Here is a 12,852-nt window from a genome sequence, read left to right as displayed (position 1 = left end):
CCTCTCGGAACCAGCCACACGTGTCGCAGCCATTGTCAGAAACAGCCTCGGAGGAGATGCGCGCCGTCAGCGCATGTCTTCAGTCCCTGTTCCTGACGACCTCCGGGTTTTCAAAGGTATGCGAGGAGGATTTCGCCTGCCCCGAGAAAGGCCCGCTGCTGCTTGCGGGCAAGCGCCTGACCTGCCTCGGTTCTGCGAAGGAGAACATAGAAGCCTGGAAGACGGCCGGCGTCGTTTTCGAACACGCCGATGCCGCAGGTCGGGTCGTGGCTGCCAAGCTGCGCATACGCGCCGCGGAGATGGTGAATTTCGTCTTTGACGAAACCGCCCAGCTGACGAGGGTGACGCCAGAATGGATCATGGCTCACCCCTATACCCTTCCCGTCTTCGCCAACGCCACTGGGACGGTCAGCAAGAAGAGGTTCAAGAACCAGTTCAAGCTGACGGCCGCAAGTGACAGGAGTATCGGGAGGACCGATGCGACAAGGATAGTGGAAGGCATCCAGCCGGGCATGGTGCTTGCGCCGCGCGAAGTGGTCGCCGGAATGGAATCCCTGATCGAGGGCATCGTTCGGGACCAGATCGGCAAAGTGGTCAACGAGGCGTTCATACAGCAGGCGCTTGATCGCCGAGACGTTCCGTATGTCCGTGACGAAGGCGGCAGTAATCAAATCGAGGGTCTCGTGAGCGCTAGCCGGGCGGATATAGCAGCTCCAGACAACAGCGATCCCAAGGTCTTCATCGAAGTCAGGAAGTCGACGGCAAACCACGCTTCGCTCTATGCGTCGTCGCTGATGTTCAGCGCCCTCGACAGGCGTGGCAGGCACCCGAATTCACTGGCGATCATGCTCTATGACGGCGCGTGGTCCGGCGCGACGAAGGCGCTGATGGAAAACGCCTTCCATTACGTGTTCCATGTCCTTGAAAGCGACCAGGCGGCCGATATCGTAAAACGGCATCTCGATGGGGAGGACATGCGGCCGAAGCGACCAATGCTCACTCTTTCATTCGGGGAAGCAACTGGTACGGTCAGCGATCATTCCGCAACTGAAGTCGAGGCGATCTCCACCTCTCGATAATAGACGCCCGTGTCATAGTAGCCTTGCGGTGCCGGCCGATAAATTCGGCGGGTGTCGATATGCGGATGTGGTTCCGTAACGGCCTCGAGGTCGGCTTTGGCTTGCTGATGGGTCGGCCACGGCTTTTCGTAGTAAGGCGGCTCTTTCGTGGCCTGCCCGTACTGGTCGACCGGATACACTTTCGCCACCCACTCGCAGCGGTAAGTCTTCGTGGCGAACTTTTCGGTATCGTCGGCCATCTGCGTTCATCGGTGCGTGTGTTCGGATGGAAGGTGTCGGCTTGGCCGCGGAATCGACCTTCGCCAGTCCGACACTTTGTCGTCAGCTTTTCGCTACGACCAACCTGACGGCGTCGGCGTAGTTGTCGACGGCGCGGTTGTGGTCTTCCTGCGCGTCGGCATAGTAGTCCTTCGGGTCCCACTGGGCCGTATAGCCTGGGACCTTGCCCCGAGCCTTCTCCAGTTCGGCTTTCGTCTCGAGAAGGCGCTCGACTGCCTCGGCGAGCTTGAGGTTAACTGGATCGCACGGTGTCGGATCGCCGCCTCCGAAATTCAGGCTGTTGCTGCGCGGATAATCGAGTTCAGACATCGGTCTTTCCTTTTGCCTTCTGGGCGGCCTTCGTCAGCTTTGAGAGGACGCCGTTTCCGTACGCGTCGATGGCGCGATTGTATGCTTCCTCTTCGTCGGCGTAGTAGTCACGGTCGTTCCACTGCCCCGTGTAGTCGGGGACCGCATCCTTCTCGCGCTGGAGTCTGTCGCGCGCGTCAAGTAGCAGTGCGAACTCCGGGGAGCCAGTCCTGCTGTCGAGGTTAGGCTCGTGGCTTGCGCCGAAGATGCAGTCGTAGATGCCGAGTGCCTCTTCCGCCAATACAAGGCAAGCAGGATCGGGTGGTGTCGGTGTCCCGCCGCCGAAACTCAGGGAGGCCTGGCCGGACTTCGCGGTCGGCGTATCGGCCGCGCGGGCGTCCAGGACGGCACGGATGTCCTTGCCAGCGCGCCAGCAGGCGTAGCCAGGAGTCTGGCGGGCCGAGGCATCGTTCTTCCAGCGTTCGTCGTACATTCCGTCGAACCCGCGCCAGAAAGCCCCTGCCCATCCATTGCCGAGGCAACGACGGCCCGTCGCGTAGATAAGGTCTTTGTGCTTCGTGTCGTACGACTGCACGGCGGCATCGTACTGCTGCTTCATGATCTTGTTGCGGAACGGATTGCGTACCAGACCGCGCATTTGTCCGTGAAGGTCGCCGATGGAGCCGTCTGCGAGCGGATTTTTCATCTGTCGTCTCCTGACTGCTCTGCCGTTGCGGCGTCTTCCTTTTCTGATATCTGAAAACCACACATCGAATGTCGTGTCAACGCTTTTGGAATGCATGACTCCATTTGCACGAAAAAGCGGCGGCAGGTCGCCCCGCCGCCGCTTTATTACAATTCCGGTAGGGATCAGAGCTTGGGCGCGGCGACGGCCTTGGAATCGAACTCTGCCTGCTTCTTGAAGACCAGGTCGTAGTCGGCCCGCGCCGACTTGGCGCGCAGTTTGAGGTCGACGAATGAGACCGTCAGTTCATTGACGCCATCAGGATAGCCGTAGGCGGTGATGATTTCGGCGACGACGACGATGTCAGACCCGAAGGTTGCTGCCTTTTCGTAATCTTCCGTCTTGGAGACGTCGTAGGAGCCGAGAACGCCGCCGGCTCCGCCGCTGGACCCGCCATCATAGGAGGTTGTGCAGGCATCGTACTTTTCGGTGCAAACGCCCTTGTCGCCGAGATACCAGAACATCTTGGTCAAGCGGTCGTTGGACTTTTCCTCGGCGCTCGGCTTGCCGTACTTTTCGACAAGCTGCGCCTTCATGGCTGCGACGGTCGGAAGTCCGTCCTCGACCTTGAGGTTGACGACGCGGCGCGCCGCGAACACCTTGTTGCCTGCGGCAGGCGACGCGAGATAGACCTCGGCGATGCCCGCCTTCAGGATGTCGCCTCCGGTGTAGAACGTGTCGAACTGCTGCGACTGGACCTGGCGCGTGCCGATCTTCATGTGGAAGCGGTCGATATTGTCTTCGCCGCCGTAATCCTTGGCGAGGATCGCCAGAGCATCGCTTGCCGTCATGCCGGGCTTGATCCCGATGATGTCCACGGGGCGATCGACGATACTGACGGCTGACTGGTCGATGGTCTCCGGGATCGTGTAGTTGTCGATCGCGAACGCGGAAGTCGCCGCAAAGGCAGCGAATGCGGAGAGGATAGCGGCTTTGACGAACATGCGGTGACTCCGATTGATATCGGTCACGAATAAAGGCCCTTCGATTAGCGACCGTTTAAGACGATGCGATCGATTTTATCGAAATGTCGATTACCGAACGGATGGCGTCAGATTTTGATTGGATCGGGATCGTTCATCGTCGGACGTCCTAGATTTTGATGGGGCCAGGGCCTGCCATGTGATCGCCTTTGTGTTGGCTGGATGGTGCTCCGTTACGATCTCAAGAATGCCGGAACGGAGCATCGGCCGCAATCGGGTATAACCGGGTGATTATTCCGGCGTGCGAGAAGCGAGCTCGCGCAGCAGCATGACGCCTGCCGCCTTGTCGTCCTTGGCGAGATGGGCCTCCCATTCCGTGATGAGCGCACCTTCGCGGCCGAGAAGTCCGTCGGCATGGCGCAGCACGAGGGTATTGCACACGGCGGTCGGGCGGATCGCGAGTAGCGCCGCGACGGCTTCCGCTTCGCGGCCCGTGCCGAGCCGGTCGGCGATGATCCCGAGTGCGACGGCCGCCGAACGGCTCTGTCCCTGATGGCAATGAACGAGGAGCTTCGACGTCGTGTGTTCCCTGCCCTTCATCAAGAGATAGCGGACTTCTTCCCTGGTCGCGGCCTTGCCACGACCCTGCGTGAGGTCGGTGTCGTCGAACTGGACCACGGTCTGGGTTGTCTTTCCCGAGCGCACGCGAAGGCCGTCCTCGTAGTTGGTGTCCTCGATCGTGATGACGTGGTCGAACCCGGTCCAGTCGCGGCGGGCGTCGGCGAGAGACTTGACGGCAATGAAGCCTTCTTTTGCGTTTCCAGGTACGATCAGCATGACGTCTCCAATTCGAAGTCTTGACAAAATGCCTTCGTCCAGACGAATTAGCAAGACGACAAGGCGAATGAGGCCTGTTCCAAGGAGTTTCCGATGTCCGAGTTCACGATCCACTTCATGAATATCACCCCTGACACCGTTGAGGTGCGGAAGGTTGAGACGACGGACCTTGCGGGCTTGTCGATCCCGGCCGATGCCATGCAGTTTGGATTTTTCGACACCGACCTGAAATGGGTCGCCCCGTTCTATTACGTGACCGAAGAAGTCGATGTCGGCGAGCTCGAAGGCCTCAAGGCTCGTCATCCTGACGCCAGTCTCCACGTGAACGGCGACCTCGTGGACACCGATGTGTTCGCGCTCGTAAGCTGGTCACATCCGGAAGGCGAACAGTGGAACGGCAAAATCATTGTCCTCCTCAATGGCGACAATGCTGTCATCACAAGGAACGGCCTGGTGAAGATCGCCGCGGTTTGACGACAAACCATTCTGTGGGCAGCCATTGTCTCTTTCCGATCGGCATGGCAGTTTTCGGCGATACCGAAGGAGAGAAGAATGACCAATAAGTTCGCGCAACGCATCCAGCAGTGGGGACGCGTAAACAGGGCCGGCCAGACCGTAGTACCGGCGATCGTAGAGCTGAAGACAATCATCGACGGGATCGGATACATCGGTGTCTCCGAGGATGTCGTCGAGCAGACATTGGAATCAGGAATCGGTCCGACCGGTGCCTTCTTCACGGCGCTCCCGGTCGCCTATGCTGACCAGACGCTTGCAGCAGAAGCCGCCAAGGAGCAGTACGGCGAAAGCGCCCGCATCCTCGCCGTGGATACAAGCATGGTTCCTGACTTCGCCTCGTGGCAGCGCAACGGCAAATCGCTCGATAGCATGGTGGTATGGGGCGCGGTGCCAGCCGAGGCTATATCGGAGGTCCGCCCCGTGAGCCAGCCCAGCGGACCGACGCTGTAACAGTTCAGGTCAATTCCAGGACCAAGGCCGCAGGACGACACCTGCGGCCTCCTTGTTTTAGGATGTCGCAAATTCCCTGACGTCGATCCCGTGAGTGTCAAACCACCATTCCGGCGGCTTGTCGGGATGCTTGTGCTTCAGGACCTCGTAGCGGCGCAGCAAGCGCTTCTGGCGTTCGACTTCATCCATGAAGAACGGGTGGTCGAGCGTGCCGCCCTTGACGGCCAGGAGGCGTAACAGTTTGCGAAGGACGTAGCCCTGCTCCTTGTTGCCGGGGCGGTACCCGCTCTTGATGATCTTCTCGATCGTCGAGCGAAGCGTCGTCAGGGCGTCGACAGGTGGAGTGCCGTTGACCACCATGTCGAGGCGCTCGAGTCCAAAACCGACGTCGATGCAGGTTCCGAGCGGATTGACGGTGTTGCCGATCTCGATTCCGTCCTTGTAGAACTCGGTGCAGTATCCGCTGATGCTGCCGTCGCTCCATTTGCAGTCAGGGTCTGGCCGGATGGGAACACGGCCACGGTAAAGCGGCGTCCATTCGTCGAGCTTGTCGGGGTGGATGGTGACATAGTCCGGCCAGCCGCCAACCAGGTCGAGGAACTCGAGCCAGAAGTCGATCGCCTCTCCTACCGTCATATGACGGAACGAGAACAGTCCGAGCATGTCGAAATAGAGTGAGTGGGTGCCGTCACCGATCTCGTCTAGGTCACCGAGCCTGAGGCAGGCCTGGACGTTCGCGCGTGTGTTTCCTGAATAGGATGTGTCGGAAAAAAGCGGCTTGAACTGCTGCATCCCGGCGCTGCAGAAGAGCGTGGTTCCGTCATGCGGACGGACGGATGGCAGTTTGTTGAATTCAATACCTTTGGTTTGGCAAAACTCCCGGTATTGATGGATCAGGCGTCCCGCGAGGACATAGGCAACCTCCTTTTTTGTGTCGTGCCTGATCGAAACTAATGAGCGCGGACGCCATATGCAAGGTCGGGTTGCCTGTAATCCCATGTCTTGCGGCCGGCCGATGTAAAACGGTCACACAGAATAGGGCGGCCGATCCGCGGCGAGACTTCATCCGAAAGATAAGACATGGAAATGCACAACGGCTCTCATCCCCTGAATGTGGGTCAGGGAGAGTTCAGGGTAACGAGCGACTGGAGACTATCGTTGTCGACTGTGCTTGGTTCATGCGTTTCGGTCTGCCTGCTCGACCCCGTTGCTTGTGTGGCTGGAATGAACCACTTTCTCCTGCCACACTCGCCGTACTCGCGGGTGGCACCGGACGCCAGGTATGGCGGCTATTCGATGCGGATGATGATCACGACCATGTTGGTGCGCGGCGCGACGATCGAGAACATGCAGGCCAAGATTTATGGTGGGGCCTCCACGCTGACTGTCTCAGGCGACGTGGGAGAGAGGAATGTCGAATTCGCCTGCGAATATCTCGACCGTGCTGGTATCCCGTTGTTTGGCGGTTGCGTCGGCTCGGACCTCGTCCGCCGCATCACTTTCATCCCTGGCGACGGCCAGGTAATTCTCCAAAGCCGCCCAGTTACCCCCGCGAACACACAGCGGATGGAGCCAATCGCGCCTCGGTTCGCTGCATAGGAACCGAGAGGCATAGACTAACCTCAGTTTCCGGTTGAGAGTTATGCGTGAAGCTGGAGAGTAGGGAGGCACGATGCGCGTACACTACGAATTGGCGAATTTTGTCGTTTCGGCCTGGAAGCTGGCGCAGAAAGACGAGCGAATACCAACTTCGCTTGGTGTTCTCGACCGCGCTTTGGAGATGGTCATCGACGACCTCCCTGAGCGTTTCTCCAGCGCCCTGCGCTTCGCAGAGATGCCGGTTGGAAGGCTTTGTGTCGAGCTTCCCGATATTCTCAGCTGTGCTTCTGAAAGCTACCTGATAACCGAGCCAAGTTACGGTCATGACACGGTCGGAATAAGAATTAGCGCGGCCCGGGCGATGGATTTGCTGGATGATCTCGATATCGACATCGCCGTCGCTGCCACATTCGGTAGGAAGTTGGCTACGGCGGTTCACAAAGAGTGCTATCAACTACGCAGGACGGCCTCGTTTATCCGGTAATCGACAAGCTTCTTAGCCTTGGAAAATCGGCTGTGCTTTCTGGCGGATCACCGCGGAGACGTCGTCCCAACCTGCTGCCAAAAACTGAACGCCAAGGCCGACGGTCAGGATGACAACGTCTTCGGTGCCGGTCGCAGGGAATGCGTTCTTGAGGGTCTGGAGTGCGATGCAAAGGACGGAACCCGTCGCGAACACGGACAGGCTGTTGGACCCGAGGAAGCGCAGCGGAGTCGACCATGCTGCGTTGGCTACCTTCGCCGTCGCTCCCATATGGATTACCACGTAAGCCAGCGCGAGGACATGCAGGAGGCGAGGAAGCGTCAGGTACATCTTGTTGAAGCCGAAAAAAACCTCGGGGAGCGCAGGGAAGTCCGTGTAGCTCCAGAGAGACATCTGCACGACGGTGCAGGCGGCGACGAGATAGGCCAATGCTCCAGCGAAAAGCGCTGGGTGGTAGGAGCCGAACGAGCGGCCTTCCTTCTTGGACACGCCGATGACCACGCCGATGGCGAACACCAGCTGCCAGGAAAACGGATCGAGGAACCAGCCGCCGTCGGTCGGGAAGTTGGGGAAGTTCGCGTGTGTCAGACCTGCGGCCAGCCACAGCGCGGCCGATCCCGCGAGGAAGCGCATCGGACTGCGCAGCGCGAAGGCGATCATCAGGGGTGCCGCCAGCATCAGGACGCAATAGAGGGGTAATATGTTGAAGTAGCCGAGCTGATGTCCGAATGTGATCATCCCAAGTCCGGCCGCCCACGGGTTGTTCATCACGACGTCCATGTTGTTCTTCGACAGCATTCCGTCGTTGCCGACGAGAGTGGAGATCGAAACCACCGACGCTACGGCCAGCAGCGTGATGAGCAGATGGACCCAGTAAAGCTTCAGCGCGCGAGCGGAGGACTTGAGGAGGCCCTCGCCGATCGACGACTTGGTGGCCTTTGTGTAGGCGAAGGCCGCCGCAATGCCGGACATCAGTACAAAGGCTTCGGCGGCGTCGGAAAACCCGAAATTGCGGCTGGTGAAGCTCTCGAACACCGTCCCCGGTACGTGGTTCACGAAGATCGTGACGAGCGCGATGCCGCGCAGGAAATCAAGACGCTGGTCGCGTTTCTGGCTCGGGAGGACGGTGGGAGACATGGGGCGCTTTTCGGGAGTTCTGTGATCGTGACGTCATTGGACACCATCGTGTATGAACCCAGGCTGAACATGGGTCAATCGCCGAGCGAATTCTACGATTAATTTCGTTGGAGTCATCGATTATTCTCGAAACCCTTTGACAGTGCGGTGTCAACACTGTAATTCCCGTCGTCAAAGACCCTAGCGCGTTGTGCGCGGGGAATTGGAGTCTTCGAAAGGACCCCGTGACTATGCTTCTCGACCTGCTCTACGATCCGACGGCCTGGATTGGTCTTCTGACCCTCGTCATTCTCGAGATCGTCCTCGGCATCGACAACCTCGTCTTTATCGCCATCCTGGCCGATAAGCTGCCCGAGCATCAGCGCAACAAGGCTCGACTGATGGGTCTTGGCCTTGCGCTTCTCATGCGTCTCGTCCTGTTGTCCACGATTTCGTGGATCGTCACGTTGACCAAGCCACTCTTCACGGTCGGCACCCTCGACTTCTCCGGACGCGACATCATCATGATCGTCGGCGGTCTGTTCCTCCTGTTCAAGGGGACGATGGAGCTGCACGAGCGCATGGAAGGTCATCACGGGGGCGGCAAGGGCGGGGCGGCGAATGCCGTCTTCTGGCAGGTCCTCGTCATGATCGTCGCCCTCGACGCGGTGTTCAGCATTGACAGCGTCATCACGGCCGTGGGCATGACTCACCACCTCGAAATTATGATCGCCGCAGTCATCATTTCGATGGCGATCATGATGCTGACCTCGCGCCCGCTGATGGAATTCGTGTCCCGCCATCCGACTGTCGTCGTGCTTTGCCTCGGCTTCCTGATGATGATTGGCATGTCGCTGCTGGCGGAAGGTTTCGGCTTCCACATCGAGAAGACCTACATGTATGCGGCCATCGGCTTCGCCGTCGCGATCGAAGCGCTCAACCTCTTCATCCGCCGCAACGCCGCCCGCATGGTGACCACGGGTGACCTTCGCGACAAGACGGCCTCCGCTGTTCTCGGCCTCCTCGGCGTGAAGTCGAACGAGATCAATCTCGGCGATGCCGCCGCAAGCATGGCCGAAAAGGTCGAAGCGGCCGAAGTCTACTCCGAACAGGAAAAGGACATGGTCCGCAGCGTGCTCGGCCTTGGGGGGCGCAGCGTGCGCTCGATCATGTCGCCGCGCACCGACATCGACTGGCTCGACGTCAATGCCGATCCGGCCGAACTCAAGGAAACGGTCGAGAAGACCGTCCACTCGCGCCTTCTGGTATCCGACGGCGAACTGGAAAACCTCGTGGGCGTGATCTCCACCAAGGAGGTTCTGGTTCGCTTGGCGAATGACGAGGAAGTGGATGTTCGCACGCTCGCCAGCGCCCGTCAGGTTCTGATGGTTCCCGACGTGATGGACGTGGTCCAGCTGCTGGGCAAGCTCAGGGTCGCTCCGCTCCAGATCGGCGTTATCTTCGACGAGCATGGTTCGTTCACCGGTCTCGTGACGCCGACCGACGTTCTCGAAGCCATCGCAGGCGAGTTCCCCGACGAGGACGAAAGCCTCAGCGAGGTTCCGCAGCAGGACGAGAACACGTGGGTGTTCGAAGGCTGGGCCGCCATCGAGCAGGTCAACTCGGCAATCGATGCCGACCTCTCCGACGACGACGCGAACTACTCGACGATCAACGGCTTCGTGATGGCGAAGCTGGGCGACAAGCCTTCGGTCGGGACGGTTCTCGAGGACTCGGGCTTCCGCTTCGAGGTCGAGGAAATGGCGAACCTCGTGGTGGGCAAGATCAAGATCACCAAGATCGCCGCCTAAGCGCCAAACGCACAGATTCCAAATGGGGCCGCCAGAGTGCGGCCCCATTTGCATTTCGGGCTTCAGGCCGCGTAGCGCAAGCGCGGCGCAGTCGCCGTCAGCTTCTCCCTGAACATGTCGAGATTGGTTGTGATGGTCTGCAAGACGCTTGTCATGCGATCCTCGTAGCCGAACGACGTGATCGCCCTGTCGAAGCTATCGGTGGCGTCCTCCATCGAATGCTCGACAAAGTCCTCCCCTTCCTCGGCGGACAGCGTGTGGGAGAAGACGAGGTCGTGGATGGTCTCCAGTGCGAGATGGGAGAGCCTGCGTGCCGACACGCCGCCGCTCAGGAGTGCGTTCCTAAGGCCTGACAACGGAGCGGTCGTGTGGCTCGCCGCCCTCCCCGTGTCCACGGAGAACTGTATTTCTCTTTCAATGTCATCGTGGCTGCGCCTGAACTTGGCGGCCGCCATCAGCGATGCGTCGGCACCCTGTGCGAACCGTCCGATGTCCGGGTACACGGCGGCAATCGAACGCGAGATCGTCCACTTGAGCCTATCGTAGAGGTTTTCGTCGACGTGTCCGTTTCCGGCTTCCATCGCTTTCCAAAGCGCTGCGTTTCCGGGAAGCTCGGCGATCAGGTGCGGAGCCGGTGCCGTCTCGACCGCCTGCCGATAGCGGCTTGCTATGATCGACATGAGGGCGACCGCATGGGCGGGGTTAACCTGTCGTGCGAACTGGAGGCGCGAGACCAGGCAGGTGATGGACTTCGCGATGTCTTGGATTTCGGATGCGGTTGAGCGCGTCGTGGTCATGTTCCCTCCCTCAGGTCTCGGGTTGTTTCTAGGTCTATAATCCACTGAAACAGTCGAGTATTTGAAAGCATGCATTTTTAATTATCACGACAAATGGGGCCTATTATTGCGTTCGGTCGGGTAAAACCGGGGCGAAGAAATCAAAACATTAACAGACGCCGTTTGGCGGGGTGCTCATCTACGGAGGTGGTGATGCCTGGGGCCTGTTTGTAGCCGAAGCCGCCGGCAGGGTATGATTTTCGCAAACGCCCGTAATCTCGCGGCACGGAGAATCCCTCATGAAGTTGCCATTCAAGCTCGACGAGAAGGCTGCCGCGCGCCTTGGCTTTGCGCCTGGTGCGGTCGCCCTGCCGACGCCACGCGACGACGTGGTGTTCGCGGTCGGGCTTTCGCTCGACTTCTCAAGGGTCTTCGCGACGACGGAAGCCTACCGCGTCCAGTCTGGTCGCCTCATCCCGGCAGGATTGAAAACCTACAATCTCGTCGGTCCGATCAACGCCGTCGACATCAACCTGCCCGGCATGCGCGTCTATCTCGAACGCCTTTGCTCGGACAAGGAGAAGCCGCTGGACGAGAGCACCGTCCGCCGCATCGTCGGAAAGCCGTTGGATGAATTCCGGCAGCTTTGTACCCGAGTGATCGGCCGCGACTTCCTGAATGGAAACACCGTCCCCGGCGAAATGCGCATCATCAACAAAGCTCTGGAATTCATCTCGAAGGGCAAGATCGATCACGCGCGCCTCTTCCTCCAGTGGCCGGGCTTCTGCCAGACATTCCTGGAGTTTCCCGACATCATCGATCGTTCGGTCGCTGGCGAATCCATGTGGGACCTGATGCCGCACAGCTTCGACGAGGCAAGTGTGAAGGAGCTACGCAAGATCAGGAAGTTCTCGACGGCATGGGTCGACTCCGGTGTCCCGTCCGACACCTATCTCAAGACCCTGGCGAAGGCCTGTACCTATCTGCCCGACGGCGCGCAGCGTCCAGAAGACAAGATCGAGGCCAGGTCGCTGATCCATATGCACGAGCTCTGCGACCAGGCGTTTCGAAGCCTGGAGCCGACCATGCAGAACAAGGTCAAGCGGGCGTTGTTCTCGCACAGCGAGACGTGGCGCGGACAGAACGAAGGGTTCTCCGCCGAATACGCATATGACTACATTCATTACATATATTACAACTTGCTGATGGATGCCTTCAGGCTTAACGGCGTGCATAATCCGTCCGAGGAGATGCGGGTCAGGGCGTTCTTCGGGATCGTCGGGGGCAGTCTCCAGCGCGTCGCGCACTCGAGCAAGCAATGGCATGCCCGCCTTCCCGCCATCATGAGTGCTCGCGATCCGTCTGTTCCCAACTCGTGGGTGTCGGCTGTCGATCCGATCCACGTGCCTGCCTTCCGCACCGTGGAAATGGATCACAACGAGGAAGTCACGAACGTCTACATCTTCCCGCTCGATAATGACGAGGAACTGGCCAAGGAAGGCAATGGCCAGCGTCACTGTGTCTATTCGCAAAAGCGGCTTTGTGCCGAGGGTAGCCTGCGTATCGTGTCGATCCGCCAGCTTATCGAGAAGGAATTCAAGACGCTTTCGACGGCGAGCTTCTACCTCCAGGACGGCCTGATCTATATTCGAGACCACCGCGCTTTCGCCAACGCGGACCCGTCCTATGTCTCCAGGGAGGCACTCGGCTGGTTCGAAGGTCAGATAAACGGTCTGAAGCCCTCCTTCCGATTCAACAGGGAATGGCTCCCCGCCAAGAAGACACCCGAGACCACGGAGAACCTGCGCGCAGCGCTCCACGACCGCTTCGAGAAGTGCCGTCCAGCGTTGTCCAAGAAGATGCAGAAGGGCGGCTTTGACGCTCTGCTCGCGGAATGCGTCCAGTGATGCGCTCCTGCGGCCGCCATTGATACATTCGGCCAGCTCCTT

The 12,852-nt window shown here is 59.4% G+C and carries 15 protein-coding genes; 7 read left to right on the top strand and 8 right to left on the bottom strand.

The window, feature by feature from the left end; genetic code table 11:
• Positions 1-56 precede the first annotated feature (56 nt).
• Positions 57-1,079 carry a hypothetical protein gene (locus FHT76_RS01850; protein ID WP_259183950.1) on the top strand — a complete coding sequence of 341 codons (1,023 nt, stop codon included), beginning with the start codon at positions 57-59 and terminating at the stop codon, positions 1,077-1,079.
• Here the strand turns inward: FHT76_RS01850 and FHT76_RS01845 are convergent.
• The 5 genes from FHT76_RS01845 to FHT76_RS01825 form a co-directional block, all read right to left on the bottom strand.
• Positions 1,037-1,318, bottom strand: a complete 282-nt coding sequence (locus FHT76_RS01845) for a hypothetical protein (protein WP_259183949.1) — start codon at positions 1,316-1,318, stop codon at positions 1,037-1,039. The genes FHT76_RS01850 and FHT76_RS01845 overlap by 43 nt on opposite strands.
• An 82-nt stretch (positions 1,319-1,400) precedes the next feature.
• Positions 1,401-1,667: a hypothetical protein gene (locus FHT76_RS01840; RefSeq protein ID WP_259183948.1), complete on the bottom strand. Its 267-nt coding sequence runs from the start codon at positions 1,665-1,667 to the stop codon at positions 1,401-1,403.
• Positions 1,660-2,352, bottom strand: coding sequence for a hypothetical protein (locus tag FHT76_RS01835; protein WP_259183947.1), 693 nt, complete (start codon positions 2,350-2,352; stop codon positions 1,660-1,662). The genes FHT76_RS01840 and FHT76_RS01835 overlap by 8 nt, the downstream gene beginning before the upstream one ends.
• 164 nt (positions 2,353-2,516) lie before the next feature.
• Positions 2,517-3,335, bottom strand: coding sequence for a hypothetical protein (locus FHT76_RS01830; RefSeq protein ID WP_259183946.1), 819 nt, complete (start codon positions 3,333-3,335; stop codon positions 2,517-2,519).
• 270 nt (positions 3,336-3,605) lie between these two features.
• On the bottom strand, positions 3,606-4,151 hold the full coding sequence (locus tag FHT76_RS01825) for a hypothetical protein (protein ID WP_259183945.1): 546 nt from the start codon (positions 4,149-4,151) through the stop codon (positions 3,606-3,608).
• 93 nt (positions 4,152-4,244) lie between these two features.
• Between FHT76_RS01825 and FHT76_RS01820 the strand changes: the two genes are divergently transcribed.
• Entirely contained in the window at positions 4,245-4,625 is a 381-nt protein-coding gene (locus FHT76_RS01820; RefSeq protein ID WP_259183944.1) for a hypothetical protein, read from the top strand.
• Between the two features lie 78 nt (positions 4,626-4,703).
• A complete protein-coding gene (locus FHT76_RS01815) occupies positions 4,704-5,117 on the top strand; it encodes a hypothetical protein (RefSeq protein WP_259183943.1) in 414 nt (137 codons plus the stop codon).
• Between the two features lie 57 nt (positions 5,118-5,174).
• Here the strand turns inward: FHT76_RS01815 and FHT76_RS01810 are convergent, their stop codons facing one another.
• The gene (locus FHT76_RS01810; RefSeq protein ID WP_405049499.1) at positions 5,175-6,062 is read right to left on the bottom strand and encodes an alanine--tRNA ligase-related protein; all 888 of its coding nucleotides are present in this window, start codon (positions 6,060-6,062) and stop codon (positions 5,175-5,177) included.
• A 135-nt stretch (positions 6,063-6,197) separates the two neighbouring features.
• Between FHT76_RS01810 and FHT76_RS01805 the strand changes: the two genes are divergently transcribed.
• Entirely contained in the window at positions 6,198-6,716 is a 519-nt protein-coding gene (locus tag FHT76_RS01805; protein WP_259183941.1) for a chemotaxis protein CheD, read from the top strand.
• A gap of 73 nt (positions 6,717-6,789) precedes the next feature.
• The gene (locus FHT76_RS01800; protein ID WP_259183940.1) at positions 6,790-7,200 is read left to right on the top strand and encodes a hypothetical protein; all 411 of its coding nucleotides are present in this window, start codon (positions 6,790-6,792) and stop codon (positions 7,198-7,200) included.
• A gap of 12 nt (positions 7,201-7,212) precedes the next feature.
• Here the strand turns inward: FHT76_RS01800 and FHT76_RS01795 are convergent, their stop codons facing one another.
• Positions 7,213-8,337 carry an OpgC family protein gene (locus tag FHT76_RS01795; protein WP_259183938.1) on the bottom strand — a complete coding sequence of 375 codons (1,125 nt, stop codon included), beginning with the start codon at positions 8,335-8,337 and terminating at the stop codon, positions 7,213-7,215.
• 224 nt (positions 8,338-8,561) lie between these two features.
• Here FHT76_RS01795 and FHT76_RS01790 point away from each other — a divergent pair, with 224 nt between their 5' ends.
• The gene (locus tag FHT76_RS01790) at positions 8,562-10,127 is read left to right on the top strand and encodes a TerC family protein (RefSeq protein WP_259183937.1); all 1,566 of its coding nucleotides are present in this window, start codon (positions 8,562-8,564) and stop codon (positions 10,125-10,127) included.
• A gap of 62 nt (positions 10,128-10,189) precedes the next feature.
• On the opposite strand, the gene FHT76_RS01785 is transcribed toward FHT76_RS01790, so the two are convergent.
• Positions 10,190-10,924, bottom strand: a complete 735-nt coding sequence (locus tag FHT76_RS01785; protein ID WP_259183936.1) for a hypothetical protein — start codon at positions 10,922-10,924, stop codon at positions 10,190-10,192.
• Positions 10,925-11,202: 278 nt separating this feature from the next.
• Here FHT76_RS01785 and FHT76_RS01780 point away from each other — a divergent pair, with 278 nt between their 5' ends.
• Positions 11,203-12,810 (top strand): PcfJ domain-containing protein, encoded by a 1,608-nt coding sequence (locus FHT76_RS01780; protein WP_259183935.1) that lies wholly within the window; start codon positions 11,203-11,205, stop codon positions 12,808-12,810.
• The last annotated feature ends 42 nt before the right edge of the window (positions 12,811-12,852 follow it).

This window comes from Rhizobium sp. BK176, from assembly GCF_024808055.1.
Note: the sequence above shows the minus strand (reverse complement) of the source record. Positions and strands in the feature narration are given on the sequence as shown.